Source organism: Carnobacterium sp. (assembly GCF_049673005.1).
Taxonomy (GTDB): domain Bacteria; phylum Bacillota; class Bacilli; order Lactobacillales; family Carnobacteriaceae; genus Carnobacterium_A.
The window spans coordinates 1-25833 of the sequence record NZ_JBATXB010000042.1 but is presented as its reverse complement, the minus strand read 5'-3'; the positions used below and the strand labels follow the sequence as shown (position 1 = coordinate 25833).

Annotated in this window: 26 protein-coding genes, 2 pseudogenes and 1 other annotated feature; of the genes and pseudogenes, 6 read left to right on the top strand and 22 right to left on the bottom strand. The window is 33.2% G+C overall.

Going from position 1 to position 25833, the window contains the following annotated elements; translation table 11 throughout:
- Positions 1 to 937: M24 family metallopeptidase (locus tag WBF61_RS04085; RefSeq protein ID WP_424254144.1), on the top strand; the 937-nt coding region annotated here is incomplete at its 5' end.
- A gap of 75 nt (positions 938 to 1012) precedes the next feature.
- Here the strand turns inward: WBF61_RS04085 and WBF61_RS04080 are convergent.
- Both WBF61_RS04080 and WBF61_RS04075 read right to left on the bottom strand, forming a co-directional pair.
- On the bottom strand, positions 1013 to 1666 hold the full coding sequence (locus tag WBF61_RS04080) for a YtxH domain-containing protein (RefSeq protein WP_424254142.1): 654 nt from the start codon (positions 1664 to 1666) through the stop codon (positions 1013 to 1015).
- Between the two features lie 69 nt (positions 1667 to 1735).
- Positions 1736 to 2158: a DUF948 domain-containing protein gene (locus WBF61_RS04075; protein ID WP_424254140.1), complete on the bottom strand. Its 423-nt coding sequence runs from the start codon at positions 2156 to 2158 to the stop codon at positions 1736 to 1738.
- Positions 2159 to 2471: 313 nt separating this feature from the next.
- Here WBF61_RS04075 and WBF61_RS04070 point away from each other — a divergent pair, with 313 nt between their 5' ends.
- Positions 2472 to 3368: a mechanosensitive ion channel family protein gene (locus tag WBF61_RS04070; RefSeq protein WP_424254139.1), complete on the top strand. Its 897-nt coding sequence runs from the start codon at positions 2472 to 2474 to the stop codon at positions 3366 to 3368.
- Positions 3369 to 3519: 151 nt separating this feature from the next.
- Complete coding sequence (locus WBF61_RS04065) at positions 3520 to 4641, top strand: MGDG synthase family glycosyltransferase (RefSeq protein WP_424254137.1); 1122 nt, start codon at positions 3520 to 3522, stop codon at positions 4639 to 4641.
- 117 nt (positions 4642 to 4758) lie between these two features.
- Here the strand turns inward: WBF61_RS04065 and cbpB are convergent, their stop codons facing one another.
- The 4 genes from cbpB to racE form a co-directional block, all read right to left on the bottom strand.
- Positions 4759 to 5253: a cyclic-di-AMP-binding protein CbpB gene (cbpB, locus tag WBF61_RS04060; protein ID WP_424254150.1), complete on the bottom strand. Its 495-nt coding sequence runs from the start codon at positions 5251 to 5253 to the stop codon at positions 4759 to 4761.
- Positions 5254 to 5383: 130 nt separating this feature from the next.
- Positions 5384 to 5899 carry a metallophosphoesterase gene (locus WBF61_RS04055; protein WP_424254136.1) on the bottom strand — a complete coding sequence of 172 codons (516 nt, stop codon included), beginning with the start codon at positions 5897 to 5899 and terminating at the stop codon, positions 5384 to 5386.
- A gap of 19 nt (positions 5900 to 5918) precedes the next feature.
- A complete protein-coding gene (gene rph, locus WBF61_RS04050) occupies positions 5919 to 7283 on the bottom strand; it encodes a ribonuclease PH (protein WP_424254134.1) in 1365 nt (454 codons plus the stop codon).
- Positions 7284 to 7307: 24 nt separating this feature from the next.
- On the bottom strand, positions 7308 to 8117 hold the full coding sequence (gene racE / locus WBF61_RS04045; protein ID WP_424254132.1) for a glutamate racemase: 810 nt from the start codon (positions 8115 to 8117) through the stop codon (positions 7308 to 7310).
- 150 nt (positions 8118 to 8267) lie between these two features.
- Here racE and WBF61_RS04040 point away from each other — a divergent pair, with 150 nt between their 5' ends.
- Positions 8268 to 8918: a YslB family protein gene (locus tag WBF61_RS04040; protein WP_424254130.1), complete on the top strand. Its 651-nt coding sequence runs from the start codon at positions 8268 to 8270 to the stop codon at positions 8916 to 8918.
- A gap of 40 nt (positions 8919 to 8958) precedes the next feature.
- Here WBF61_RS04040 and WBF61_RS04035 read toward each other — a convergent pair whose 3' ends face one another.
- From WBF61_RS04035 to WBF61_RS04010, 6 genes and pseudogenes are all read right to left on the bottom strand, one after another.
- Positions 8959 to 10218, bottom strand: coding sequence for an ABC transporter permease (locus tag WBF61_RS04035; protein ID WP_424254128.1), 1260 nt, complete (start codon positions 10216 to 10218; stop codon positions 8959 to 8961).
- Positions 10205 to 10420: pseudogene (locus WBF61_RS04030) on the bottom strand (DUF4162 domain-containing protein); the annotation flags it as partial. The pseudogene WBF61_RS04030 and the gene WBF61_RS04035, both read right to left, overlap by 14 nt.
- Positions 10405 to 11110, bottom strand: a pseudogene (locus WBF61_RS04025) (ABC transporter ATP-binding protein); the annotation flags it as partial. The pseudogenes WBF61_RS04030 and WBF61_RS04025, both read right to left, overlap by 16 nt.
- Before the next feature lie 108 nt (positions 11111 to 11218).
- The gene (locus tag WBF61_RS04020; protein WP_424254126.1) at positions 11219 to 11668 is read right to left on the bottom strand and encodes a PH domain-containing protein; all 450 of its coding nucleotides are present in this window, start codon (positions 11666 to 11668) and stop codon (positions 11219 to 11221) included.
- A 20-nt stretch (positions 11669 to 11688) separates the two neighbouring features.
- The gene (locus WBF61_RS04015) at positions 11689 to 12399 is read right to left on the bottom strand and encodes an alpha/beta fold hydrolase (protein WP_424254124.1); all 711 of its coding nucleotides are present in this window, start codon (positions 12397 to 12399) and stop codon (positions 11689 to 11691) included.
- Between the two features lie 180 nt (positions 12400 to 12579).
- On the bottom strand, positions 12580 to 12840 hold the full coding sequence (locus tag WBF61_RS04010) for a hypothetical protein (protein ID WP_424254123.1): 261 nt from the start codon (positions 12838 to 12840) through the stop codon (positions 12580 to 12582).
- A gap of 349 nt (positions 12841 to 13189) precedes the next feature.
- Here WBF61_RS04010 and WBF61_RS04005 point away from each other — a divergent pair, with 349 nt between their 5' ends.
- On the top strand, positions 13190 to 14068 hold the full coding sequence (locus tag WBF61_RS04005; protein WP_424254121.1) for an Rgg/GadR/MutR family transcriptional regulator: 879 nt from the start codon (positions 13190 to 13192) through the stop codon (positions 14066 to 14068).
- 49 nt (positions 14069 to 14117) lie between these two features.
- Here the strand turns inward: WBF61_RS04005 and trxA are convergent, their stop codons facing one another.
- The 4 genes from trxA to zapA all read right to left on the bottom strand — a co-directional run bounded on the left by trxA (position 14118) and on the right by zapA (position 17928).
- Complete coding sequence (gene trxA / locus WBF61_RS04000) at positions 14118 to 14429, bottom strand: thioredoxin (protein ID WP_424254119.1); 312 nt, start codon at positions 14427 to 14429, stop codon at positions 14118 to 14120.
- A gap of 165 nt (positions 14430 to 14594) precedes the next feature.
- Positions 14595 to 16964, bottom strand: a complete 2370-nt coding sequence (locus tag WBF61_RS03995) for an endonuclease MutS2 (RefSeq protein ID WP_424254148.1) — start codon at positions 16962 to 16964, stop codon at positions 14595 to 14597.
- 102 nt (positions 16965 to 17066) lie between these two features.
- A complete protein-coding gene (locus tag WBF61_RS03990; RefSeq protein WP_424254117.1) occupies positions 17067 to 17609 on the bottom strand; it encodes a CvpA family protein in 543 nt (180 codons plus the stop codon).
- A gap of 31 nt (positions 17610 to 17640) precedes the next feature.
- Positions 17641 to 17928 carry a cell division protein ZapA gene (gene zapA / locus WBF61_RS03985; protein ID WP_424254115.1) on the bottom strand — a complete coding sequence of 96 codons (288 nt, stop codon included), beginning with the start codon at positions 17926 to 17928 and terminating at the stop codon, positions 17641 to 17643.
- Between the two features lie 285 nt (positions 17929 to 18213).
- Between zapA and rnhC the strand changes: the two genes are divergently transcribed.
- Entirely contained in the window at positions 18214 to 19143 is a 930-nt protein-coding gene (gene rnhC / locus WBF61_RS03980; protein ID WP_424254113.1) for a ribonuclease HIII, read from the top strand.
- A 69-nt stretch (positions 19144 to 19212) separates the two neighbouring features.
- Here rnhC and WBF61_RS03975 read toward each other — a convergent pair whose 3' ends face one another.
- The 6 genes from WBF61_RS03975 to WBF61_RS03950 all read right to left on the bottom strand — a co-directional run.
- A complete protein-coding gene (locus WBF61_RS03975; protein ID WP_424254111.1) occupies positions 19213 to 20529 on the bottom strand; it encodes an APC family permease in 1317 nt (438 codons plus the stop codon).
- Between the two features lie 145 nt (positions 20530 to 20674).
- Positions 20675 to 23092, bottom strand: a complete 2418-nt coding sequence (gene pheT / locus WBF61_RS03970; protein WP_424254109.1) for a phenylalanine--tRNA ligase subunit beta — start codon at positions 23090 to 23092, stop codon at positions 20675 to 20677.
- 4 nt (positions 23093 to 23096) lie between these two features.
- Positions 23097 to 24143: a phenylalanine--tRNA ligase subunit alpha gene (gene pheS / locus WBF61_RS03965; protein ID WP_424254107.1), complete on the bottom strand. Its 1047-nt coding sequence runs from the start codon at positions 24141 to 24143 to the stop codon at positions 23097 to 23099.
- A gap of 59 nt (positions 24144 to 24202) precedes the next feature.
- Positions 24203 to 24441, bottom strand: a binding site (T-box leader).
- Between the two features lie 65 nt (positions 24442 to 24506).
- Positions 24507 to 24869, bottom strand: coding sequence for a winged helix-turn-helix transcriptional regulator (locus WBF61_RS03960; protein WP_424254105.1), 363 nt, complete (start codon positions 24867 to 24869; stop codon positions 24507 to 24509).
- Positions 24870 to 25059: 190 nt separating this feature from the next.
- On the bottom strand, positions 25060 to 25572 hold the full coding sequence (locus tag WBF61_RS03955; protein WP_424254103.1) for an HD domain-containing protein: 513 nt from the start codon (positions 25570 to 25572) through the stop codon (positions 25060 to 25062).
- A 150-nt stretch (positions 25573 to 25722) separates the two neighbouring features.
- Positions 25723 to 25833, bottom strand: a 111-nt coding sequence (locus WBF61_RS03950) for a TrmH family RNA methyltransferase (RefSeq protein WP_424254146.1), incomplete at its 5' end; no start/stop codon positions are given.

Below are 25833 nucleotides of genomic sequence, written 5' to 3'. Positions count from 1 at the left end.
TTTATTTACCCCTTCTTTAGAAGCAGAGGATGCAAAAGCTAGTAATTGGCCCTTTTCTGTTTATGGCTATTTAGACAATGAGAACCCTTGGTCTATTCTATCCGAGAAAATAAATAGTACTACTTCTGATATAAAAAAAATGGCACTAGAAAAATCGTTCTTAACCGTAGAACGATTCGAATTACTTAATCATTTTTTCAATCATATAATATTTTTAAATGCTTCAGAAATAATACAAGAAATGAAAATCATTAAAGATACCGATGAAATAAGACGAATGATTGAAGCTGGAAAATGGGCGGATAAAGCCCTAGAAATTGGATTTAATAGCATCAGAGTAGGTGTTACGGAGGAAGAAATTGTAGCAGAGATAGAATATCAACTAAAAAAACATGGCATTAAGGAAATGAGTTTCGAAACAATGGTCTTAACTGGCGATCATGCTGCTAGTCCTCATGGAGTTCCAGGGAAGAGAAAAATTAAGGAAAACGACATGGTACTCTTTGATCTAGGTGTAGTATATGACGGATACACTAGCGATGTTACAAGAGTAGCCATTTTCGGCACACCTTCTATTGAAGCAGAAAAAATATATTCTATTGTTCTTAAAGCTCATACTGCTGCTATTGCAGCAGTAAAACCAGGTATAACTGCTGGACAATTAGATAAAATTGCACGAGACATTATTACAAAAGAAGGATATGGAGATTATTTTACCCATCGTTTAGGTCATGGATTAGGCAGTAGTGTTCATGAGTTTCCTTCAATTATGAAAGATAGTGAGTTAATTATAAAAGAAGGTATGTGCTTTTCGATAGAGCCTGGAATTTACGTACCAGGTGTTGCGGGTGTTAGAATAGAAGATTGCTTATATGTAACAAAAGAAGGATGCGAACTTTTCACAAAGACTTCTACTTCTTTTAAATCTATTCTTTAAAAAAAGACGCTATTCCCATTATTGCAATAATGGGAATAGCGTCTTTTGGCTTTTTAATTATTAACTAGCAAATCATTATTTTTTATCAAAATTAGTCGTTTCATTTGAGCTGAAATCCATTGTGTTTCGTTCAATTTCTTTTTTTAATGAATCTGAGTCTAATTTCATCCCAGTATTTAAATCAACTTCTTTTTTCTCTGTTTTTGCTTCATCGGCTGTTACTTTTACATCTTCTGTTGCCTCTTTAGCCGTCACTTGTACATCAGTTTTTGCATCCTTAGCTATATCAGCTAAATCATCTGTAGTATCTTTTACATTCCCTTTAGCATCATCAAGTGTTGAAGCGACTTTCTCTTTTGTGTCTAGTGCAGTTTCTGTCAAATCAGCCTTAACTTTATCAGCATTTACCATTAAATCTTCTCGAATATCTTTCAAATCTGCTCCTACTTCTTTTGAAGTTTGAGACAATTGTTCTTTCATTTGTGATGCCGTATCTTTTAAGCTAATTTTTATATCTTCCGTTGCATCTTTAGCAACTTTTTTTATATCTGATCCTTTTTCTTTTGCAATATCAGAATAATCTTTTGCTGTATTTTTAGCATCTAAAGCTTGTTTAGATAAATCATCACGCAATTCTTTTCCAGATTTCGGTGCAAATAATAATGCTGCTATACTAGCTGTTGCTGCTCCAATTAGTGTTCCTAGTAAAAAACCATTTTTTTTAGCCATAATTCGTTTTCTCCTCTTCAAGTTACCTTATTTTTTGTCTATAAAGTTATGCTGCATCATAAAAATTAGTTAGTTTGCTTTTCTTTTTCTATTTAAATTTAAAGCGGTCTTGCCAACTTTCGTTACCATTCCTGCTTTAACTGTCTTTTTAGTCGTACCTGAAACATGACCTGCTAAATTACGTGTAGATGAGTTTAGACTAGACACTGATACTCCTAAATCTCCAATTGCTTGGAATACAGGATCTGTCTTGCTTAATTTTCCGTTTACATCATCTAGCGTTGTATTCGTTTTATTCAATAGACCTTCAACTTCAATTAACAAACTATCAGCATCTTTCGTTATGACTTCTATACTGGTATTTGCTTCTTTTACAGTCTTAGATACTTCTTCGATTACTTTTGAAACTTTTAATAATACCACAATTAAAAAAACGACTAATGCCGCAAACGCTATTGCAGCTATCAAAGCTGCTATTTCTCCACCTGTCATGTTAATTCCTCACTTCCTTCATTTTATTGTGTATCTGCTTAATTTCACTCTATCCTACAATAAAAGAATAAAAAAAGTGATTATCTTATTGCCGAACAAAATAAAATTACTTCATGTTTAGAATACCATATCGATTTTGCCACTTCAAATGATATGATACCGATTTCTAATAAAAAATTGCTCTCTAAAAAAGAACAAACTATTAAGATCCTCTAAATTTTAAAAGGTTTGTTTTCCTTTCTTTTATTAATTTGTTATGATTAAGGATAGTAACCTATTTTTTAAATTAAATGATAGTTAAAGGAGTCTTTCTATGAATAATCAATCGGATAGTTCTGTTACTGCAGAAGTAGTGGATTCCGTTGCAAAAAAAACATCTTTTTTTATAGATTTTTGGCAAAATATCGATTGGAACAACTTGCTTTCTGTTGGCATCTCAAAAACAATTCAAATTTTCTTTTTTATCCTTATATTTTTACTTATTAAAAAAGTTGGAAATGTATTTATTACTCGAACATTTCAAAATTATCGAAGAAAAAAACATATTTCATTAAGCCGTTTAGATACTTTAGACAATCTCACCCACAATATTTACAATGCTGTACTTGGTTTTTTTCTAGCTTATGCTATTCTTTCAGAAATTGGTATTCCTGTAGGTACACTATTAGCAGGTGCAGGGGTCATAGGTCTGGCTTTTTCTTTAGGTGCTCAAGGCTTCGTAAGTGATATCGTGAATGGATTTTTTATTTTATTAGAAAAACAAGTAGATATTGGTGATGTTGTTACGTTTACTGATATTACTGGTACTGTAGTCGATGTGAACTTAAAAACAACTACCGTTAAAAGTTTTGATGGCACTTTAAACTTTGTACCGAATCGTTACATTACAATTGTTAGCAATCTTTCAAGAGAGAATATGCGTGCTCAAATAAATATTCGATTAGAGGCAGACGTTGATATGATAAAAGTAAATTCAATCATCGAACAAGTCAATAATCGATTAGTTCCTCTGCATCCTGAAATCACTGAAGAACCTATCAATTTAGGATTAATGGATATTGGAGATGGTTTGCTAGCTATCCGTATTCATATTTTTACATTGAACGGCAGTCAATATGCCATTCAAAATACTTTTTTTCAAGAGTATGTTATGGCGTTAACAAAAGAAGGCATTGTCATCCCGGCAACCCCGATAAAAATGACGATTTAATTGTTTTGATTAGCAGTAAATAAAAAATTTTATAACAATTAATTGATATTAGGACAGTAACGGCCATAAAAAAATAAACATAAGCTATTATTTTATAGGCTACTCAATTCAAATAAATGAACTCATTTGAATGAAAGGATTGGAAAAAATAGTGAAATCTCCAAAAATTTTAATTTTAACTGGCAGTTATGGAAACGGGCACTTAGAAGTAACGAATGCTTTAGTTGCAGAATTAAATAAACGCGGCATTACAGATATTGTAATCTCTGATTTATTTTATGAAGCCCATCCTATTTTAACCCATTTTACTAAACAACTTTATTTAAAAAGTTTTACTAAAGGTCAAAATATTTACGGTTTTCTTTATTATAATTCAGATGCTCGCTTAACAGACTTTAGGATTGATCGAATGATTGACCGTTATGGCTATATACGTATTAGCCAACTAATGAGTACTTATGAATTTGATGTAGTTATAAATACTTTTCCAATGCAGGCTTTGCCTATTTATAAACAAAAAAATCGGCACAATATTCCTTTTATAAATGTATTAACAGATTTCTGCCTACATTCTCGTTGGCTTTCTGATGAAATAGATCATTTTTTTGTAGCTGGTGATTCTTTAAAAGATGAATTAACGGATTCTGGTATTTCTCCTGATAAAATAACTATTTCTGGCATACCCATTAAAGAAGAATTTTATAGTACAAAGGCTAAAGCTATTCGTCCATCCTCTACATCAGATTGTCCAAAGAAAGTACTCATTTCAGCAGGAGCTTTTGGGGTAATAAAAAACTTGCCTCTTTTAATTGAAGAACTACATCTCAACAGTAATCTTGACATTACTGTCATCTGTGGACGAAACCTTGAACTTTATACATCACTACAAACTAGGTTTAAGGGTATTTCTTCTATCCGTATTTTAGGTTATGTTGAAGATATGGCGTCTCTTATGAATCAAGCTGATATTATGGTTAGTAAGCCAGGTGGCATTTCTCTTTCAGAGGCACTAGCTATCCAAGTACCGTTGGTTTTAACTCCTGCTGTTCCTGGTCAAGAATTAGATAATGCTAAATTATTTGAGCAAAAAGGAATGGCTATTCTATCTTATGAAGAAGAACAAATTGCACCAGCGGTTCTTTACCTATTAAAAAATCCTTCTTTAATTGCTGAAATCAAAGGAAATATGAAGGATAACTTCAAACCAAATGCAGCTGCTAAAATTATCGATAAGGTTCTAAGCATTGTCAATGTGGGAGTTAAGCTAGAGTAAATAATAAAGATAGGTTCTATTAGTAAAAACATTGAACTAAAATGTTTATTGGAATTATCAATCTCCTTCGCTCTGTCAAAATTTACTTAAAAATAAAAATGCACTAAGAGAATACTCTTAGCGCATTTTTATTTTTTCTACATAGTTAATTTTGGGTTTTACATCGTACTTATTTTCAAACTCATGAGCAATTCTATTCGTTGCTTTAAGTATCTCACTACGAGTTACAATACCCGTAAAACTCCCATCTGAGGCTGCGACACAGACAAATGAATTACGAACTAATAAGTGTAATACTTCCTCTAAATCATAAGGGTCATCAATTAACGCAAAATCAGTTTGCATGACATCTTCGACGCGAATCTCTCCAAGTTTATTAAAATCAACATCTTCGATACTAGTTATCGCATCAATAACCATTGACATAGAGATTAATCCTCGTATTTTATAGGTTGAATCTAAAACAGGTATAACAGTGTAACCTATCTTTGTTAAGACCAACAATGCATGATCTAAATAGTTAGTCATTTGAATATGAGCCACTTGTTCTGAAGGAATTAAAAATTTCTCTTTATTTTCTAATAACATTTTACCAATCTCTTTACCAATCATGTCTCTCAAGTTCCTCTCTCACTAATGAATTTTCTAGTCATTTCAAAGTGAAATATATTAAAATAATAGTATAACATGTACTCAACTATTATTTTTTGGATAATGACTTAGCCTATACAATCTACTCTTACTAAGTACGTGCAAATGTACGTTTTAATTCTTCAACTGGTTGATGCATTCTATTATAATAAGTAACCTTAATTGTTTCTTTATCCGTCTCAACTACTGCATAAGTTTTTAATTTATAGGCTCCACGAGGTAACAAAATACTTCCAGGATTCATAACTAAAATTCCATCTATCATTTCTACGCCTAGTTCGTGTGTATGTCCGAAAAAAGCAAACTTGGCTTGTGCTTCTTTTGCGACAACTAATAATGTTTGCATCGTTTTTTTCACTTCATGAAGGTGTCCATGAACCCAAACAATTTTTTCTTGGTCGATTTTTTCAGTACGCACTACTGGATAAGCTTGATCAAAATCCATATTTCCTTTTACAGATAACATCTCTTGCCAAATTGAGTCTGTTTCCTCGAGTTCTGAATCTCCACAGTGAATCATTGCATCAACTTTCCCTTTATATGTTTCAATGAGTCCTACTAAGATATCTCGATCACCATGGCTATCACTTACGACTAATACTTTCATTCCCAATTTATCCACCTCATTATTCGTTTGTCTGGTTACTCATCCAATTATCCCATACTTGATCTAAGTGTACTAATGCAATTGCTCGATGACTTATTTTATTTTTTTCCATTTCAGAAAGTTCTGCCATTGACTTATCTTCATCCGTCACATAAAAAAGAGAATCATATCCAAAACCATTTTCCCCACGAGGTATACCTAGTATTTTACCTTCTAGCTCTCCTTCAACAACTAAACTTTCTTTACCTGGATAGGCTAGAGCTAACGTGCAGTGAAATTGTGCTGTGCGTGAATCATTAGGAATATCCGTTAAGTCATGCAAAAGCTTTGCATTGTTTGCTGCATCACTTTTGGGCTCCCCTGCATAACGAGCTGAAAAAATTCCAGGTCGTCCTTCTAAAGCATCAACTTTTAACCCTGAATCATCTGCTAGTACAATTACATTAAGTTTATTGGCTATTGTCTCTGCCTTTAATAAAGCATTTTCTGCAAAGGTTGTCCCGGTTTCTTCTACTTCAGGAATTTCTGGGTAATCTAGTAGAGTTTGCACTTTCATTCCTTTTTTTGCAAAGAGTGCTTCAAACTCACGTGCCTTACCTTTATTGTTAGTAGCAATTAAAATTGTATCTGTCAAAACGGTGCTAAAATTTTTTTCTATTGAATAACTGTCGTCTATTGCCTTATCTTGTAGTTGAATCAATTTCTTTATTCCCTTTTCTCCAAGTTCAAGCATCTCCATTAACTGAGTTCCAGAAAAAGTTGATTCTTCACCTGTTCCTTGAATCTCTGAAAACCTGCCGCTTGATGTCATAACAATATTCATATCGACAGCTGCCGTACTATCTTCTGAGTAATCCAAGTCTAATAAAGCTTCATTATTTTCTGTTATTCCCACGCTGATTGCGGCAATCGTTTCCTTAATGGGATTTTCTTTTAACTGACCACTTTCTAATAAAGTCAAAATAGCCAGTTTCATCGCAACAAATGCGCCAGTAATACTTGCAGTACGTGTCCCACCATCTGCTTGAATAACATCACAATCAATTGTAATTGCTCGTTCACCTAATAAATCTAAATCAACAACCGAACGTAACGTGCGGGCTATTAAACGTTGTATTTCCATTGTTCTACCTGTTAGTTTACCTTTTGCAGACTCGCGAATAGTCCTTGTATTGGTAGCTCTGGGCAACATTGAGTATTCAGCATGAATCCAACCTTTTCCTTGACCACGCATAAATGGTGGTACTTTCGTTTCAATGGTCGCATTACAAATAACTTTTGTATCTCCAAACGTTACCAACACAGAACCTTCTGGATGTTTCAAATAATTTGTCTCAATTGTAACGTGACGAAGTTCATTATTTCTTCTTCTATCTTTTCTCATAATTCCCTCAATTCTAAAGACTTTTTAATGACCTAATTTAATATTTTCTGTTTTAAATGACTCTATTTCAAGCCATTGCGAAGCAATCGATTCAAACATGTGAACTGATCCGGTTGTATAAAAATTGTGTTCTGTAGCCTTATTGTCCCGACTATCAACAGATAGATTAAAGTAGTCTAAAATAGTACTTACTTCACTAATCGTTTCTGCACCCGAATCGATTAACGAAACACCATCTCCCATCACGTTTTGAATAATCGGTCGTAACAGTGGATAATGTGTGCAGCCCAAAATCAAAGTATCTAATCCCATATTTTTTAAGGGACGTAGCGTTTCAGCAACTACTTTTTTTGCAATCGCACTGTTGTATTCATTACTTTCTACTAGCGGAACAAATTTTGGACAAGCTAAACTAGTCACCGCTGATTTTGTATCTTTAGATTGAATCATTTTCTTGTATTGGTTACTTTTGACTGTTCCTTCCGTACCGATTATACCAATTTGATTATTACGCGTACTTTTTATAGCTGCTCGACTACCAGGTAAAATAACTCCTATTACAGGTATAGCTAATTTTCTTTTAATATCTTCTAAAGCTACTGCAGTAGCAGTATTGCACGCGATAACTAGCATTTTAATGTCTTTATCTAATAAAAACTGAGTCATTTGCCATGTGAATTTTAAAATCTGTTCTTCCGGTCTAGGCCCATAAGGACACCTTGCAGTATCCCCAACGTAATAAATGGATTCATTCGGTAATTGTCGAATAGCTTCTTTAACAACCGTTAAGCCACCCACTCCTGAGTCAATAAAACCTATTGCTTGTTTTTTCATGTTGTAACAACCTTTATCTAAAGTTAATTTATTTGTTATCCCTATCTTCTCTTTTTTTCATCAATAATTCAAGTCTTATAAATAAAAAAGGTAGGTTTCTGATCTATTGCACGTTATACTAAGATTGTATAAATAGCGAGGTGAAAAAGAATGAACGAACAAAAACCAAGTATAGATCTAAATTTATTCAAAGGAAATAGTCCTTTTTTAGGTCAATCTTTACTACGTGACGTTTTAATACCGAATTTACTAGGGAATGAGACTAATGAAATTTTATATTGGGCAGGAAAAGAAATCGCAAGACAATATCCTTTATCTTCCGATGAAGATACCATTCTTTTTTTTGAAAGAGTAGGATTTGGAAATCTCACATTAAAGGTACGTAACCAGCACTCGATTGTTTTTCAATTAGCGGGCACCTGTGTAGAAAGCCGAATTAAAGCCGTTAATAATTTATCTTTTAATTTAGAATCAGGTTTTTTAGCTGAACAAATCCAACAACAAGAAAGCAATTATACTGAGGCTTTTTATCAAATTGATCAAAAAAATTTAACAGTTGCCATTACTTTAAAGCAAGATGCAAAAGATTTAGAACCTATTGCATCGATTAATCATTTTTTTACTTTAGATGAACTATCTGAAGAAAAAGACATACCAAATCTTTTTGGTAACGAGATTGACCAAGCATCAACTAAATTAGTAATTGATAATGATAAAATACAAGATAATAAAATAAATGATAAAAAATCTATTTTTGAGAAATTGCCTTCTCGTTCTTCTAGACATACTAAGAAAAAATAAAAAAGTTATCAAGCGGGACTAAATCGCTTGATAACTTTTTTTATTTTTGTTTCTCACTTCTCATGATACTCCAAGATGTTTTCAATGTTTTAAACATACCTGTATCTGAATAAACTAGTACATTTGAACGATAAAGAATTAATGAAATAGATGTACAAAGTATCGTAAAACCTATCATGAAGAAAATAGCAATGGTATTGCCTGTAGCTGTGACTGTTTCGCTGGCTACCCTGAAAGGCATAACCATTGGAGTAAAAAAAGGAATATAAGAAGCAATTTTGACAATCATTTGGTTCGGACTCGCAAATGCAAACATACCTGCATAAAAACCAATCATCGATAGAAAAATTAGCGGTGTTACAGCTTTATTCACATCTTCAATTTTAGAAACAAGTGACCCTAAAAATGCAGCTATAGAGGCATATAAAATAATTCCTAAAACAAAATAGATTGCAGAGTAGCCCAATAAACTTCTTAACAACTCTTTAATATCAATCCCTTGCATAATCGTTTGCACAATCTCAAAATCCTTACCTATTTGATAGGCAATGAAACCAATCACACCGTAAATGACAACTTGTGTTAAGCAAACGAGTAAAATACCTATTAATTTTCCAAAAAAATGAACCGATGAACTAACACTTGATAAGATAATTTCCATAATTCGAGTTCCTTTTTCAGAGGCAATTTCTTGAGCAATAATACTCGAATAATTAACAATAAAAAGAAAAACTGCAATACCTACAACATAGGCGCTCCATCGTTTTATAGCTGTATCTGAATTGTTTTGGCTAGAAATGTTATCTCCTTCAAAACGAATAATTTCATCCGCTACAGTCGCTGTTGAACTTAGCTGAGTAACTTCATTTTGAGTTAAACCTAACTTAAGGGCTGTTCGGTTTAACTGAATAGTAGATAGTAATGCTTCTAAACTCATTAAATCGATTGTTTGACTTGTAGAGGTATGAATATAATTTGCATCTATCTTTTCATTTTTAGTATCTATAATAAGATACCCATCGATTTCCCCATTTTTTAAAGCTTTTTTAGCAGAACGTTCCGTCTTAATTTTTTTATTTATATTAAACTGATCCCCGTTAGACTCTAAAACAGTTTCTATTTGAGAATCTGATGTGATTAAAGCAATTTTAGAAACTTCACTAAATGAAGAGCCAACAAAATAAATTACTACTCCAACAACCGCTAAAATAACGATAGGCGATAGCACCATCGATATAAATCCAACTGATTTAACATTCTTTTTATATACTTCTCCTGCAATTACTTTAAACTTGTTCATCTGGCACACCTGCTTTCATTCTAAAAATTTCTTCAAGCGTAGGCGGTTGTTGACTAAAGGTTGGAATATATCCATCGTTGGTCACTCTTTTAAATATTTCTTTTCCACATTCTGGGTCAGTTAAATCTAACATAGTTAGGCCATCTTTTGTTTTTTTAAGCTTTAATACTCCAGGCATCCCTAATAACTCTTCATCTGAAAGAGTTGTTTCTAAAAAGAGTTTTGTACGACCAAATTTTTCTCTAATTTCGTGAACGCGGCCTTCTAACACCATCTCACCATTGCGTAGCATGATTAAACTATCGCAAATTTCCTCGACGTTATTCATATCGTGACTTGAAAAAATCACACAGGCTCCTTGTTTTTTAAGCTCTTTAATTCCAATTTCTAGTAGACTTGCATTAACTGGATCCAAACCACTAAATGGTTCATCTAAAATCACTAACTTAGGTTGATGAATCAATGTGCATATCAATTGAACTTTTTGTTGATTCCCTTTTGATAATGATTTAACCTTATCTGTTTTTTTCCCTTTTACTTCAAATTTTTTCATCCAACTATCAATTAACGGTTTTATTTCTTTTTTTGTTTTACCTCTTAGTCGAGCAAAATAAATAATTTGATCTTCAATGGTTACTTTAGGATATAATCCTCGTTCTTCTGGTAAATAACCAATAATATCGTAATCAGTCTTTTTTAACGGATGTCCATTCCATAAGACTGTCCCCTCATCTGCCGTTAAAAAATTTAATATTAAACGAAAGACTGTCGTTTTCCCTGCTCCATTTTGTCCAATTATACCCATAATTTCGCCATCTCGTATCGAAAAACTAACCTGATCAACAGCAGTAAGAGAACCAAATGTTTTTTTTATGTTTTTTATTTCAAGCATGCTCTCTCTCCTTTTTAATTTTTTTTGATACACTAATTTTGTTTATCTTCTATCTTTCACTATTCGTTCAGCAACATTTTTGAACCTAATATAAAAATTAGTTTATAATCATCCAATTTGTATCTCAGGTACACGTTGTATTAATTCTTTAATAAAATAGTGTTTCTTTTCTGGCGATAATTTGATTGCTTTCATTCCTAATTTTGTCTGATAATAAAGCACTACTCCATCTTTCGAACTTAACGCTCTTTCTCCACTTAATAAGTCTGATAAACGATAATCAACTTCTTCTATTTTTACTACTTGATTGTATTGAATTTGTTTGATAACTAACCCTTTTCTTATTAAAATACTATTTTTATTGAACGTGTAAGAAATAAACCACGCAGCAGCTAACCATGATAATAAGGAAAATCCCAATAAAATAAAACCAACCCACTTAATCCATTGACTAAATGATACAGTTGTTAAAATGACAACTAAACTAATAACAAATAAAAAACTATTGGATGAAAACAATACGAGTAAAAAACTGTCTCTCTTTGTACGAAATGTCATCTTCATTTACGCTCCTTACACTATTTTTTTAATAGGAAATCTCTGACTATCGAATTAAATACATCTGGCTTTTCAATCATTAAAAAATGTGTTGCTTCTGGTATTGTAATTATTGTGCTTTTTAATAGCAATGTATGCATCACTTCTGAGTGTTTTTTTTTAATCACATCATTTTCTCCAACCACTACTAACGTTCGTGCTGTAATATTTTTTAAATCTTTCTCATTCAATTTAAGTTGGTGCCACATCAAGTCTATAATTTCCATACGTTTCTGTTTAGCCTTAGAAATATACCCACTAACTTTTAGATAATAAAACAAACCTTTAACATACAAAAATTCTTTAGTCTTTAAACCATTTGATTTATAATTTGCTCCAACTACAATAAGATTATCTACTCTAATAGGAAAGTGAGATGCTACATAAAGCCCTAAATTACCACCATCACTAAACCCAATTATGTTTGTTTTTTCCAATTCGAAGTAGTCTAACACTGTTACAACATCCTCTGCCATTCTTTGAAATGTTAAACACTCTTCCCCATGATCTGAACGCCCATGTCCACGGCTATCAAGCGCAATAACTTGGTAAAATTTACTTAAAAAAGGAATTTGATGTTCAAAAATAGTATGATCCTCTTCATTACCATGCAATAAAAGTAAAGGTTCTCCTGAACCACTTACTTTACAAAACAACGTAGTTTCGCCTGTTGAAATAGAATAGTCAATCATTTTTATTCATCCTTTTTAATTCTTATTCGTTTGTTAATTAAAATCAGTTTAACATACTTTATTGTGATTTAAAAAACTCACGAAATTATTTTTAGCAATAAAAAAACAGCTATCTCTTTAAAGATAACTGTTTTTTTTCAAACTAAAATCCAGGGGGGAATTTTAGTCTGAAAATATAGCTTACATATTTATATTTAGTTCTATCGTTTTCAATGTAATCGTTGCCTCATTAGTAAACTTTACAAATGTTAGTTTACTTACATACATGTTACTTAAATCAATTGAAGTGAGATTGTGCTTTCTTAGAACACTATCAAAAGGACAATCAAGGATACCATCTGCATTTTCAATTAAATCTTCTTCAGCTATACTCAAAGTACTTTTTGCATTTTTTCCTTCAATGACATAAGCGTATAATACAGTTGACTGTCTTTTATCCATGATTTCCTCTCCCACTCTATAAAATATACTATGTTTTCAAAACAATATAACCGTTTAAATTTATCTATGTGTACGAAATTTCCTGTTATCCATGTTCATTCTTTTTATTAATTGTGGCTTAAATAAATCAATTGGAAAACAGGAATCTTATATTCTGACATTTCTTCTAGCCACCAACAAACCAAAGTATTGGTAAGATTGCCACAAGTTTTTTTAAGACTTTAGTGTAGTCTGTTTTCATGTCATCCCTCCGCTCTATAAATAGAGTATAGCAAAGGAATCGCCATTTATTGTATAATGTGCATATAGTAACATTATTTTTTGAAATTATAAAAAAGAGGTGATCTTTTTGATAGAATCTAACGCTCCTTTTGGTCCATCTTTAAAAAAAATACGTGAAAATAAGGGGTATACTCAAGAAAAAGTAGCACGCAATGCAATGAATCGATCAACTTATACTCGATTTGAAGCTGAGAATATTACAACCAATGCAATAAAATACTTTCAAATTCTTAGCAACTTAGATATGACGCATAAAGAATTTTCTTACATTCATAATTCTTATCAATTAAGCAAAAAAGAAGATCTATTGTTTCAATTTAATTCTATTACAACGAATTCTGATGTGGCTCTTTTAATGCAATTAAAGGATAATGCTGAGGTATATTTACTCACTCATGATGATGCCGTTATAAAAGACATTGTTCAAGTCTACCATGCTCTTTTAACCTTAGCTCAAACGAATGATTTGAAAAAAGCTTATACACATGCAGAAACAGTTTGGTTTCGTCTAGAAAAAATGGATAAGTGGTACTTAACAGAACTACGCTTATTAAATAATATCTTATTCTTTTTCCCTGCTGAAACTTCTTTATTTATCTCTAAACGCGCCCTAATCGATCTGAATTTTTACCGCCATTTCGAAGAATCAGCTAAATTACAATCAGCTTTTTCTATGAATTTAATTTTTTTATTAATGGAAAATAAAGATTTTAAGCAAGCTTTAATTCAAATTGAAGAGTTAATTATAAAAACTAAATCAGACTCTAAATACGTTATGCTAGCCGTATTATATGTAAGAAAAGGGATTGTTTTAGAAAAAATTGGTACTAAATTAGAGGTTGACTATTTTATCCAAAAGGGCTTTAACTTGCTTGATGCTATTGAAGAAACGGATATAAAAAAAGAATTAGAGCAAGAATTAACTTACTTTATAGAAAAAAAATAAAAAAAGAACGATTCCTGTTCACCAGACAGGAGCCGTTCTTTTTTATTGTTTATTTATATTTTGCAATGATTTCTTCGATTTGTTCTTTACCATGATAACCAATTAGTTTTTCAACTACTTCGCCATCTTTTTTCACTAGTAATGTTGGAATACTCATAATTCCAAATGAAGCAGGAACTGTTTGATTTTCATCAACATCCATTTTTACTATTTTAACTTGATCGCCTATCTCTGTATCTAATTCTTCTAAAACAGGAGATTGCATACGACAAGGTCCACACCATGGTGCCCAAAAATCTGTTATTGAAAGACCTTCATTTGTTTCTAATTCGAAATCTTTATCTGTGACTACTTGTACCATTTAAATTCCTCCTAATGTATTAACTAATTAATAGTAAGTTATTTTATTCTTTAATCATTGTACCAAATAACTTTATTTTTTGCTACTTATTTAGCTTATTAATAGTAAGCTATTTTCTAGTAACTTCATTATAACAAACAAATTTATTTATTTCTACTATCTTGCTTATGATTTAAATTCTACTATTGTAGCACCATTACCACCTTGATTGTTAGGTGCGTAATGAAAAGTTTTTACAGAACGGTGTTTTTTTAATGCTTCTGTTACACCCGTTCTCAAAGCGCCCGTACCTTTTCCATGCACAATTGTTACTTGCGGATAGTTTGCCAATAAGGCATCATCTAAATATTTGTCTAAATCCGCTAGTGCATTCTCGTAACGTTCTCCTCGTATATCTAACTGTGGTGAGACATGGCTAGTTGATGTAGATCGAACGGCTGTTGTCATTCGACGAGTTGGTTCTTTTTCAGGAGTTGTTAATTTGAGATCACTTTCTTTAATTTTCATCTTTAACATACCCATTTGAACAACCCAATGGTCCTTGTCTGCATTTTCTAAAATGACGCCTTTTTGTCCAAAAGATAGGACTTGCACGTCGTCGCCTACTTTAAAAGACTGATCTCGTTTAGCTTTTTTTAACACTTTATTTTTAGCCAAAGACTCTTCATGATGAAGCTGTGCTAAACTTGATTTTGCACCGATTAACTCATGTTCTTTTACGTTGTTCCCGTATGGTTCTTGTAATTGTTTTTTGCGTAAATCCTTGATAATTTGATCTGCTTGTTCTTCTGTTTCTTCGACAATACTATTAGCCTTTTTACGAGCTTTTTTTATTAAGTCTTCTCGTTCACTATAGAATTGTTGGACAGCTGTTTGTAAATCAGCATGTAGTTGTTCGGATTCATCTAAATGATACCTTACTTCAAGATATTCTGTTTCAGCCATTTTTCGGCGATTTTCTAAGTCGGTAATCATTTCATTTAAATCCTGGCTTTCTGCATCAATTAATTGACGAGCAGATTCAATAATTTCAGTCGGTAAGCCTAAACGTTTAGATATTTCAAACGCATTGCTTCGTCCAGGTACACCAATTAACAAACGATAAGTAGGACTTAACGTATCTACATTAAATTCCATACTTGCATTCACTGTATTGGGGCGATTATAGCCATAAGCTTTTAATTCTGGATAATGGGATGTGACCATCACATAACTTCCAATCGCTCCTATCTGATCTAGAATAGCAATCGCTAGCGCAGCTCCTTCTTGAGGATCTGTCCCCGCACCTAATTCATCGAAAATAATTAAACTTTTTTCATCGACATTTTCTAAAATAGAAACAATGTTCGTCATATGTGAAGAAAACGTGCTTAAGCTTTGTTCAATTGACTGTTCGTCTCCGATATCAGCAAATATTTCAGTAAACAACCCCATTTGACTGCCTTCAGCTACAGGTAATTGTAACCCCGATTGTCCCATTAGTTGCAACAAACCCAGTGTTTTTAAAATAATCGTTTTACCACCTGTGTTAGGTCCGGTAATAATAACCGCTTGGTTTTCACCGCCGATTACTATATCGTTAGGTACAACTGTTTCTGAATCTAACATTGGATGTCTTGCGCTAAGTAAGTTCACTTCATTCGTTTCACTAATGAGTGGACGTGTAGCTGCAATACTTTTACCGTAACTCGCTTTCGCGCCGATAAAATCAAGTTTACCTAGTAAAAACATGTTATTTACTATTTCATTTGCATAAGGAGCAATTTCATTAGAAAGTTCTGCTAAAATACGATCAATTTCTTGTCGTTCCTCAATCTGTAATTGGCGCAACCTATTATTTAAATCAACAACGGATTGAGGTTCAATAAACAACGTTTGTCCTGTTGAACTTTGATCATGGACAACTCCACCAAATCTACTGCGGTGCTCTGGTTTTACTGGAATAACATAACGATCATTACGCATGGTTACTACTGCATCTGTTAAATACTGGGCATTTTTCCCTCGAATTAAACTATCTAATTTTTCACGAATCCCCGTTTCACTACGCTTAATACCCGTTCGGATACCGCGTAGAGCTATGCTCGCATCGTCTAGGACGTGACCGTCTTCTTCTATAGCTTCCCTTATTTGTTGGTTTAATGTAGGCGTTGTAATAAATTTGTCGGCTAAGTGATAGAGTGTCGTCAATTCGATACCTGTTTCTTTTAAAGTTTCAAAAAAACGAGAGACTTCCGATGTAGTTCTTAAAATTCTACCAATTTGAGCAATTTCTAATCCATTTAAAGAAGCTCCAATTTGAAGACGTTTCAAATGAGGTTTAACATTGTGTAGTTTAGGGATTGGCAACCCACCACGCAAACGAAGAATAGTCGCACCATCTTCTGTTTCGTCTTGAAGGGTTTCTATTTCTGATAAAGAAATTGATGGTTTCAATTCAAGTACTTGCTCTTTACCTAATTCAGAAGCCGTAAAATGAGACAACGTTTTTATTATTTTATTAAATTCTAATGTTTGAAATATTTTCTTATTAATCGTGTTCACCTCTTCATTAATCTTAGTTTAGTCATATAGATACTAAGAAACCGTTCTTTTATGTACCAAAGAACGATTTCTCGGTTAATCATTTAGCATGAATTATAGTGTTGTTTGTATCCACCAATTATAGATTTGTTTAGATAAGACTGGCGTATTTTCAACTATTGTTTGAGCTAAGTTGCTCTCATTAAAAGCATTTTGAATAGCAGCATAAGGCAACATTGTTAGCAAAATCAAGACTAAGAAAACCCCTGTGTACGAGACAACAAATGCTAATACTGCTCCACCCAATGCATTAATCTGTTTTAATACTGGTATATACGTCAATGAATTTAATAATCCACCAATAAATCTTGTCAACATCCAACCAATGAATAGGATTACTAGAAAAGCAACTCCATTATAAAAAGCCTGATCTAAACTAAATCCAATTGCTTGATCATAAAATGAAAATTGTGTTCCTTCTGAAGCTGATGGATATGGGATAAGCAAATCTAATTTTGTACCTAATACCTTGTAATACTGTGCTGCTACGAAATAAGATATAAAATAACCTATTGTCATTACAAGTTGTAAAACTAATCCTCTTCTAGCACCCCCATAAGCACCTAATGCTAGAATAATACATATTGCAACTGTCATTAACATTTTTCCACCCTCTTCAATCAAAAATTTAGTTTATTAATTTTTGATCATCTTTTAATTTAAGTTCCATTTCATTTAACTTGTTCTGCAGTTCTTCAAGCTTAATTTGCATATCAACTTGATCAGAAACGGCATTAACCGCTGTTAAAACTGCACGTCTCTCTGGATCTAAGTCTTTAGATAAATTTTCAATTTGCCCCATCTGCTTATCAACTATTTCAGCTACCATTTTTAAGTGAGCTTCAGGGCGTGCACCAATAATTGTATATTTTTTCCCTGCAATCGTTACTTTATAACGAATCTTCCCTTGAGTCATTACGAACCCCTCCTAAAAACTACATTTCCCTCATTTTACCATGAAAGATAAAAGAGTAACACTTCTTTTGTTTAACTTTTTTTTACTTTGGTCGAGCTCGAAAGTCAAGAGATAAACTATTTTGCACTTTGACTCTCTTTTAACAAGCATTAAAAAATAGATTTCTTCTTAAATTTATTATTTTCTATCTAGACTTTTTAAAACTCTCGTGCATTATTAAATCCGTTATTCTTTGTGCTATAATAAGAACCAGTCTATTTTTAATCAGAAAGGACGACTAACGATATGTCCAATGAAGTATTGACCGTCTCACCTCAAACCTTACAAGATATGAAAAAATACTATACGATGAATTTAAAACCAAAAACACCACCAGGAGGACTATTTGCAGCTAAGAAAAGTACGGTTAATATTACGGCTTATCTTTCGGGGAAAGTTTTATTTCAAGGAGCTACTGCACAACAAGAAGCCGCTCTTTGGTCAGGCAAAAGCAGTCAGGGTGTTACTAGTAAAAAAAATACGAAAGACCTTAATACTCCTTTACCAAAAGATTTCAAACATTGGTCTGTCATTGGAAGTGACGAAGTGGGTAATGGTAGTTATTTCGGACCTTTAACCGTAGTTGCTGCGTATGTTGATAAAAACCACTTTGCTTTACTAAAGGAATTAGGCGTTCGGGATTCGAAAGATATGAAAGATCCGGAAATTAGGAAAGTAGCCTCTGATTTAATCACTTTTCTTCCTCATAGCTTGTTAACGGTATTGCCTTCAAAGTACAATGCCATTCAACCAACCATGACTCAAGGTAAAATGAAAGCAGTCCTACATAATCAAGCGCTAGGGCACGTTTTAAATAAAATCTATCCCATTGTTCCTGATGGTATTTTAATTGATCAATTTGAATTGCCTTCTACTTATTTTAAACACATTCAAGATCAACCTAAACAAATAAAAGAAAATCTCTATTTTCAAACTAAAGGCGAAAGTCATCACTTAGCTGTTGCTGCTGCTTCTATCATTGCTCGCTATGCCTTCTTAACTAGCTTAGACACAATGACAAAAGAAGCTGGTATCACTATCCCCTCCGGAGCTGGTAGCCATGCTGATTTGATAGCAGCGAGATTACTTAAGCGTGGCGGACTACCTTTATTAGGAAAATATGCCAAACTACATTTTGCTAATACACAAAAAGCTCAAAAAATAGCTAGACTTTAATCATCTATTTTTAATAGAAAAATTAAAAATAACCTTCATTTTCTCATACAGAAAATAAAGGCTATTTTTTTATTTGTTTTTATTCTTAGTATACAGATAAACAGGTATTCCAGATAATGTTAGTAATGTCCCTAACAAAGCATTCTCAGGTTGGACAATCACTGTATTAAAAATAATATAAACCCCACCAAAAATAGCTATTAAAGGAATAACTGGATAAAGAGGTACACGATAAGGTCTTTCAATATCAGGTTTAGTTTTCCTTAATATAAGAACAGCTATAAAGGTTAAGGTAATAAAAACCCATATTACAAATATAATCAAATCCGTTAACTGATTAAATTGCCCTGTTAAAATCATAATGACTGAAATACTCAGCATAACCAAGCCACCATTTATTGGAACATTTGTCCGTTTACTCACTTTACTGAACCATCCACTAAAAGGAAGCATTTTTTGAGTTGCTAGCACATAGGGAATGCGAATACCTGAAATTGCGTAACCATTCATTCCGCCAAATACAGATATCAGTATTCCTATTGTCACTAGTTTCCCTCCTAGACCAGCGAATAATTTAGAAGCAACCAATGCAGCTGGAGTTTCTGTCCCCGCTAATTGTGAGCTATCTAGAACAAATAAATAAGCAACATTAATCATTAAGTAGACTGCCATCACAATTGATAGTCCTCCAATAATAACTTTAGGCAACATTTTACCCGGGTTTTTCATCTCACCTGCTAAAGTCCCAACATTTATCCAACCATCATAAGCGAAAAGAGTTGCTACTAAAGCAGATCCTAGACCTGTAGCCACGGGATGCTCTGCAACAGAAAAAGGCAGCAATCGGACTACTCCCCCACCTGGATACATTAATCCAGCTACAATAATAACAATTATTGGAATTAATTTCAGAATAGTTGCAGCCGTTTGAATACGCCCGCTATACTTCGTTCCCATAAAATTTATCAACATCACAAATATAGCGGTCATAATAGCAATAGAAACAATCGTCGAGTCTGCTAATTCAAATAGACTACTTACTTGTGTAGCAAATATAATAGCTAACGCTCCAATATTTGCTGGGTAATAAACAATCATTTGTGCCCACCCAACTAAAAAACCGAGCCATCTTCCATAAACTTTTTCTAAATAGATCATCATTCCGCCAGTTTCAGGATAGATTGTCCCAATTTCAGCAACGGTTAACCCTCCAGCTATCGTAATTAACCCGCCCAAAAGCCAAGCTAGTAAGCCAACTCCTGGCGCACCCGCTGCTTCATAGACTGCAGTTGGTTTAAAAAAGATTCCAGCACCAATGACAGTGCCAACGACTACTGTTAGGGCTGTTAACCCTGTCACTTCTTTTTTTAATTGTCCATCTCTCATATTTCGACCTCTTTTTCATTTTAAAAATAGTTTTTTTCAGCTTAACACAGGAATTAAAGTCCGGCTATCTTTTTCTATTTTCTCTAATAAAAAAAAGCTTTGCGGTTAATAGCAAAACTTCTCTTTACTGTAGCTAAATTCAATACTATCTAATCACTGCATTAAACTGTTCAGTTAGTGCATTAATTACTTTTTCAAAAGCTTTTGTAACTTCTTCTTCAACTAGTGTATCTTTTGGATTTAAATAAGATAAAGTATAGGCCAATGATTTTTTGCCTTCATTAATTTTATTTCCTTGATAGAGATCAAATAAACGAACCTGCCTTAAATATTTCCCACCTTTTTCATAAATTAATTCTGTTAATTGTTGATTTGTAATGGTCTCATCAACTAACAACGCTACATCTCTTGTCATTCCAGGATATTTTGGTATACCTGCATAAATTGTTGGGTGTTTTTCACCTTCAATAATCGGATGTAAGTTTAATTCAAAAATGTAGGTTTCTTTAATATCATATTCTTTAGCCGTTAACGGATGTATTTGTCCGATAAACCCGATAGACTGCTCTCCTAAATAAATAGCAGCTGTTCTACCTGGATGCATACCTTCTTGCTCTTTATCCGCTACAAACGTTAGTGGTTCTGTTAACCCATAAGTTTCAAATAAGCCTTCTAAAATTCCTTTTAAATCAAAAAAGTCTACTTTTTCTGCTTTTTCTTGCCAGTTGCTTTCTATCAATGATCCTGTTAATACACCTGCAAGATGTTCTTCCTCTATTGGTAATATACTGTCATCGTTCTTATAGAAAACTCGGCCAATTTCATACAAAGCTACATCTACATTTTTACGAGCACTGTTATAGTGGACATCATCAAGCAATCCACTAATAAGATTCATTCTTAATGTACTACGATCTTCACTCATTGGTAAGTCTAATTGAGTGACATCACTTTCACGCATTAAAAATTGTCCAGCTTTTTGAGGTGTTGTTAGAACATAACTAATAGCTTGAGACAATCCAGCACCTTCTAGGTAATGTCTAGTATGACGAATGATTCGTTGCTTATCATCTAGTTTACCTGGAGTTGATTCAATTATTGGCAATGTTGAAGGCAAATTGTCGTAACCGTAAATACGAGCAACCTCTTCTAATAAGTCTGCTTCAATAGAAATATCCCAACGGCGTGGTGGAATAGATACATTAAACAATCCATTGTCTTCTGTAACGTCAAATCCTAAACGACTAAAAATAGAAAGAACTTCATCCGTTTTTATCTTTGTTCCTAAAGAACGATTTAATTTTTCTAACGTAATAGAAACTAATTTATTTTTTACATCTAAGTCAGAAACAACAGCTACTCCGCTAACGATAGTCCCACCTGTTAATTCCTTTATTAAAGCAGCAGCATGAGCACTTGCTGTTAAAATAGAGTCCTGATTGATTCCCTTTTCGTAACGAGAACTACTTTCACTACGTAAGTTAAGTTCTTTAGCTGTTTTACGAATAGCTACGGGCTCAAACAAAGCAGCTTCCAATGCAATATTCACCGTGTTATCTTGAATTTCTGTTCCTAAACCACCCATAACTCCTGCAAGCGCAACGGGTTTTTCCCCATTTGTAACCACAATCATTTCATTCGTTAATTGACGCGTTTCGCCGTCTAGTGTATCTAACTCTTCCCCTGATCGTGCACGTTTAACTACAATTTTTTTTGATTCTAATCGATCGTAATCAAAAGCATGCAGAGGCTGTCCATATTCCAACAAAATATAATTTGTACTATCAACCACATTATTTAACGGACGAATACCAGCATTCATTAATTTGGTTTGAAGCCACATCGGACTTTCAGCAATAGTTGCATCTTTAATCATTCTCATACTATAGAAGGGGGTATCGTTTTTATCCTCTACTGCTACTTCTATATAATCTGCTATTTTTTCACTTTTATTTTCATCTAATGAAATCGTTTTGAATTCAGGTTTTAAGTCATAAATAGCTCCTACTTCGTAAGCTACTCCTCTCATACTCAATGCATCTGCTCTGTTAGGCGTAATCGATAAATCTAATAGAGCATCGTCCATTGCTAAGTATGAAAAAACACTCTCACCTGGTACAGCATCATCAGGCAGTACATAAATGCCATCAGCATATTTTTTAGGGACTACTTTTTCAGAAAAACCTAATTCTGATAGCGAACAAATCATTCCATTTGATACTTGTCCACGCATTTTACCTTTTTTTATTTTAGTATTCCCCGTGATTCTTGATCCCGGTAAGGCAACAATAATTTTTTGTCCCGCTGTGATATTTGGAGCTCCACAAACAATTTGCGACAACTCATCTTCTCCAATATCAACTTGGCAAACATGTAAGTGATCTGAGTCTGGATGATCCTCTACTTTAACAGCGTGACCAACAACAATTTTTTTCAATCCTGTTTCTGGAATAAAAACATCTTCTACTTCTATTCCGGTGCGTGACATTCTATCTGCTAAGTCTTCAGGTGAGATCCCTGTTAAATCTAAATATTCTGATAACCATTGATACGATACATTCATGAGTTTACTCCTTTACCTTAAATTGATTTAGAAAACGACTATCATTTTGATAAAAATACCTAATATCATCAATTCCATATTTTAACATAGCTACACGATCAGGCCCTAAGCCAAATGCAAAGCCACTGTATTTAGAAGAATCAATACCGGCCATCTCTAAGACATTTGGATGAACCATACCTGAACCCAAAATTTCAATCCAGCCTGTTTGTTTACAAACGTTACAACCCGACCCACCACATTTAAAACAACTAACATCAACTTCTACTGATGGTTCAGTGAATGGAAAGTAACTCGGTCTTAATCTAATTTCTCGTTCAGCACCAAAAAGTTTTTTAGCGAATACTTCAAGTGTCCCTTTTAAATCAGCCATAGTAACATTTTCTGAAATAATCAATCCTTCAATTTGATGGAATTGATGAGAGTGAGTAGCATCATCACTATCTCGTCGATATACTTTACCTGGACTAATCATTTTTAATGGACCTTTAGAAAAATCGTGTTTATCCATTGTTCGCGCTTGAACCGGTGAAGTATGTGTCCTCAACAAGGTTTCATTCGTAATGTAGAAAGTATCTTGCATGTCACGAGCTGGGTGGTGTTTAGGTAAATTCATTCGTTCAAAATTATATTTGTCTTCTTCAACTTCCGGACCTTCAATAACTTGATAACCCATTCCAATAAACAAATCTTCAATTTCTTCCATAATTTGTGTTAATACATGTGATTGTCCAGTTGGGATATGTTTGCCTGGTAATGTTACGTCAATGGCTTCATTTGCTAAATCACGGTTAATTTTTTCTAACTCCAATAGCGTTTTTTGTCCCTCGAGTTTTACCGCAATCGCATCTCTAACTTCATTCGCTGCTGCACCAATCATAGGACGTTCTTGTGCTGAGACATCTTTCATCCCTCTAAGTACTTCAGTAATTGGACCTTTTTTACCTAAATAAGCTACACGCACTTGATCAAGTGCAGATAAATTTTCAGCTTGGGCTATTTGTTTAATCGCTTCTTCTTTTAAAGCTTCTAATTTCTGTTTCAATTCCATATATTTTCTCCTTTTTCAGTACATTTTTTATTTTTGGACGCAAAAAAAGCCTTATCCCTAAAAGGGACGAGGCTACGATTCGCGGTACCACCCTTGTTTAGATTTAAACGAACTTAAATCTACACTTCATTTACATAACGGTGTATACCGGATCTCTTTTCATTACATACAGTAAATTCCAAAGGTCAACTACGGAAGTGAATGTTCATTTGGCAATCTAGACAAATACTTTCAGCCTGGGTACTTGTTCTCTTTTGTTAGATTATTCCAAATTACTTTTTTCCATTATCATTTTTAGTTCTATTCTATTGCTCCTCATCTAGTTTACCTAAATGAATAGAGAGAGTCAAGCTGTTCCTAGTCTTATTCTTCGTCAATACAAACCCATTCATCTGCCCATATTTGAACAGCGTTCATAACATCTTTTAGGTCTGTTCCTTTTTTAGTCAAGCTATATGCTACTCTCATTGTTGCTTTAGGATCAACGGTTCTTAAAACTAAACCTTCTTGCTCTAATTCTTTTAGGCGCTCTACCAACACTCGGTCACTTACGTTTGGTATGGCAGTAGAGATATTTTTAAAACGTTGAGGCCCTTCTAACAATACATCAATGATTAGACCCATCCATTTTTTCCCCAGTATAGAAAAAGTGCGTTCAAACTTTGGGCATATTTCTTTTTGTTTAGAATCACAATCGGTTGTTTGATCTATTTCTTTTATTGTCATAGTGTTTATTCACCTCTTTTTTATAGTATATCATTTTTGGTTATTCAAAGTAAGTAATCTGTTTACTTTTTTTAGTTTCGTTTCTTTATCATTTGCTTAACAAATTAGCAAAAAAAAAAGTTATCTCAACTAGTAAATGATGAGATAACTTTTCCCACTAAATTTAATTACACTCTTCTTAGAGAATTTATTAGGCTTGGACAGTTTTTAACCTTGACAACATATTTTTCATTCGTCTATGGACTTTTCCAGACAAAGGGACGGCTACTTCTTTTACAGCACAATATTTGTCTACAAAAGTTACAATATAACTTTCTTTGTATTTTGGTAAGGCTACTGTAGCCAACCACATATGCTTAATTATAATGTCACACTCTAACTCACTTAAATCTGTTATTTTTTTAGCATTTTCACAGGCAATACGTGGATGAACGTATGCATGTGTTCCTTCATCAAACTTAGTTGTTCTCCAATCATGATAAAACAAGTCGTGAAGCAAACCAGCACGTGCAGTCGATCTAGCGTTTAAGCCGTATCTTTTTGCAATACGGTAACTAAGATAGGAAACGCTAATTGAGTGTTCAAGACGTGTTGTAAAGTGATGTTGAGTATATTCATTTAGTTTTTTTACTTCTTCACGATCAAGTAAGTCTTCAATTAAAGCTACATATTCTATATCTTGTTTCCATCTCGGTTCAGACATTCAAAGACTTCCTTTTCTATTTTTAGAGTTTAAACATTTCTTCCTAGTAATCTACATATTACTCTTTTTAACTTTAAATGAGAAGCATTACAAGCTATATTTATCCTTTATAAACAAAACTTAATATATTAGACATATTTGAGAAACACTTTATTTCGTTAAGGCAAACATCAAAATTCCCGCAGCAACTGCCACATTCAGTGATTCTGCTTGGCCAATAATAGGAATGTATAAATTTTTGGTTGTTCGTTCTAATAGTTC